Here is a 3,589-nt window from a genome sequence, read left to right on the forward strand (position 1 = left end):
AATATCAGTGCCGTTGCTAACAATTGTGTTAACGGTTGTAACCCCAACGCCTACGTAAACAGCTCAGATCCTAATACCATTGAATATGATAATATAGTGTCCACCTTTCACTCTACCATTATCAAAGAAAGTGATGGGACCTTTAAAACATGGGGAGAAGGCACAGCCCCTAATGGAACTTCAAATCTGTTGGTTCCGACGGCTATTACATCGGTAAATGGTTTTAACTATACCGGTACACCACTGAGAGCTACTGGAGGTAGTAATGGTATGACTGGAAAACAGTATGCATTATTAACCACGGATGGACTCTATATTTGGGGAACTACCAATACTTTAATAAGCTCTTCCATTAAAAACACCACAGCCTTTGGCAAAATCACGGTAAACGGAAAAGCAGATGGGTTGCCTGCTGGTGTATTGCCGGGACAAGTTAAGATGATGTTCGGTTCCTTACAGACATTAGCAATCACAACTTGTAGTGGCGAGGCATGGGTATTATCTTTTAACGGTTCAAAAAATGGTGATGGTACAGCGGAAAGCGCCGGCAATGACGTCATCTGGCATCGTGTAAAAACTTCGGCAGCAGGAAATCCAACTCTTGACAATGTAGTGGCAATGCGTGGTACTAAAAGCGCATTGTTTGCCCTAACTTCCGAAGGAAAACTATATACATGGGGCACAGCAACTTATGTTAGCGACGGAACTGCCGCTACTAACAGGACTTATGCAACAGAAGTAACTGTTCCGGCAGGGGTCACTCCGAAAATGATAGGGATGGCATATAATAATTCTTATTATCTGCTGGCTACCAATGGAAGAATATATAGTATGGGATATAATTCCACTAACAAATTATTAGGTGATGGTACTTTCACCGACAGAACCACCTGGGTTCAGCCGCAAAAGATAACAGATCAGTATGGTCAGGGTACGGGACCATTGGAGAATATTGCATGGATCTCACCCGGCGAACATGATTATTTTGGAGGAAGGGCTATTAATGTTTTGACCAATGACCATAAATTATGGGCATGGGGATTAAATGATACATATATGTTGGGAGGCACAATAAACAATGCTGCTTATGATCCTATTTATATGCCAGGGATAAGTGCCACTACCAATGGGTTAAAAGTGACGGATGAGATCATTGCAGTAGAAACAGGCGGACATACGACTATGAATATTAAAAAAGGTGAAAACAAATTTGGATATGTTGGACACTATGTTAATGGTAGTGCTGGTAACGGAAGCAATGTAGATGCAATAGTTTCTACTTATACCTATAATACTTCTATTGTAATGGTATGTGCAGCAGAAGTCGGCCCTGCCGTACAAGACCTGACAATTTGCAATGGCACGACAGCCGACCTCAACAACGCTAACTTAGCTGCTACTCCAAGTGAGGTGGAATGGCATGCCACTAATGATGCAAACAGTTCTGTTATAGCTAATATTACTGCTGTGCCACCAGGTACATATTATGCATTTATACAGTGGCATCAGGTAAACAAAGAACAGTGGGGTCTCCAGCTACGGTAACAGCTGTTGTTTGCTGTACAACAGGCAGTTGTAACCCAAATACTTTTGTAAACAGCTCAGACCCTAATACCATAGAGTATGATAATATGGTATCTACGTTTCATGCTACTATTATCAAAGAAGGTAACGGAACCTTTAAAGTTTGGGGAGAAGAGACTAATGCTGACGGAACTTCCGACTTGTTGCTTCCTACAGCTGTTACACCGGCGAACGGCTTTAACTATACAGGAACACCATTGAAAGCAACGGCAGGATCGGGAACTGTATCGGGAGAGCCTGCACATCAGCATGCTTTATTAACCACTGATGGCTTATATGTTTGGGGAGTTCCAAATCAACTAATAAGCTCATCTATTAAAAGTACCAATGCATTTGGTAAGATCATGGTAAATGGTAAAGCAGACGGTCTGCCACCAGGAGTAATCCCTGGTCAGGTAAAGATGATGTTTGGATCCTATCAGACTTTGGGTATAGTTACGTGTAGTGGTGAGGCTTGGGTATTGTCTATGACCGGAGCCAAAAATGGTGACGGTACCGCAGAAGATGCAACCAATAATGTGATCTGGCACCGTGTAAAAACTTCAGCATCAGGAAATCCAACACTTGACAATGTAGTCGCTATGCGTGGTAATTTCAGAGCTTTATTTGCTTTAACTTCTGACGGGAATCTATATACATGGGGTTCGGGTACATATATCAACAGTGGAGCTGCTGCCAACAGGACCTATGCAACACAAGTGACCGTACCGGCAGGAGTAACCCCAAAAATGATTGGGATGCCGGCAGGAAGAACAGCCGTAGCGCAGACTTATTATCTGTTAGCTGCCGATGGAAGGGTCTTTTCTATGGGATATAATGATGTTAAACAATTAGGAGATGGTACTAGTACTACCAGAACATCTTGGGTCCAGCCACAAAAAGTAACTAACCAATCGGGGCAAGGTACAGGAAGTTTAACAAACATTGCATGGATATCGCCGAATGAACATGCATACTATAGTGGTTATGCTATTTGTGCTATTAATGTATTAACCAATGACCTTAAGCAATGGGCTTGGGGAGTCAATGATAATTATATGATTGGAGGACCTATCGGAACACTTGGAACATATTATGATCCTATCTATATGCCGGGTGTAAGTGCTGCTGCCAATGGACTTAATCTTACCGATGAGGTAATTGCCGTAGAAACCGGAGGACACACTACCATTAACATCAAAAAGAGCGATAACAGATTCGGTTATGTAGGGCACTATATTCACGGTAGTGCTGGTAACGGCAGTAGTACAGATAGTCAAGTTTCTACCTACACTTATAATACTTCTATTGTAACGGTATGTGCAGCAGAGACATCATCCTCCTGTTATAAACCGGGTATTACATCAGGAACGGCATTAGACACCAAAGTAGGTATCTCTGCATTGGGAAGAGCTGGCGCTACAAATGCCGATAACTGGCCAATGACAAGAAAAGGCGGACACATTGCCCTGGAAGCCAAAACAAAGGCTTTTGTACCTAACAGAGTAGGTTTTGACGCATCAGGAAATCCTGTGGGCATAGCGACTGTCAATTTTGTGGAAGGGATGATGGTGTATGACACTACCAACAAATGCATGAAGATGTACACTTCGCAAGACGGAGGAACTACTTTCGGATGGTATTGTATAGCTACGCAAACCTGCCCGGATTAAATAAATGAGATGTTTCGATTCCGCTACGCTTCACTCAATATGACAAACCGCCTTTTCCTCCTGAGTGAAGCGTAGCGGAATCGAAGGATCTTCAATGATGTCATCCTGAGCTTGTCGAAGGATCTCTAACAAAAGAGAAGACGATCATAAACAAAAGATGTTTCGACGATGCTGCGCTCTGCTCAACATGACAGAGGCACTGTCATCCTGAGCCTCTAAGACAATCATATAAAACACAAACCGCCCTGTAAAAGGCATAAACACACACAATATGAAAAGTAACATTCTAATATTTGCAATGCTGGTCACTGCAATTGCAACAAAATCTCAGATCGCAATAGGAAAACAATCGG

At 42.5% G+C, this 3,589-nt stretch carries 2 protein-coding genes; both read left to right on the plus strand.

What is annotated here, in order from left to right:
- Positions 1-1,545, plus strand: a 1,545-nt coding sequence (locus QOL71_RS17615) for an RCC1 domain-containing protein (RefSeq protein ID WP_283418202.1), incomplete at its 5' end; no start/stop codon positions are given.
- Positions 1,500-3,236 carry an RCC1 domain-containing protein gene (locus QOL71_RS17620; protein ID WP_283418203.1) on the plus strand — a complete coding sequence of 579 codons (1,737 nt, stop codon included), beginning with the start codon at positions 1,500-1,502 and terminating at the stop codon, positions 3,234-3,236. The genes QOL71_RS17615 and QOL71_RS17620, both read left to right, overlap by 46 nt.
- Positions 3,237-3,589: the final 353 nt, after the last annotated feature.

Origin of the sequence: Epilithonimonas pallida (assembly GCF_900182975.1) — a bacterium.
GTDB lineage: Bacteria > Bacteroidota > Bacteroidia > Flavobacteriales > Weeksellaceae > Epilithonimonas > Epilithonimonas pallida.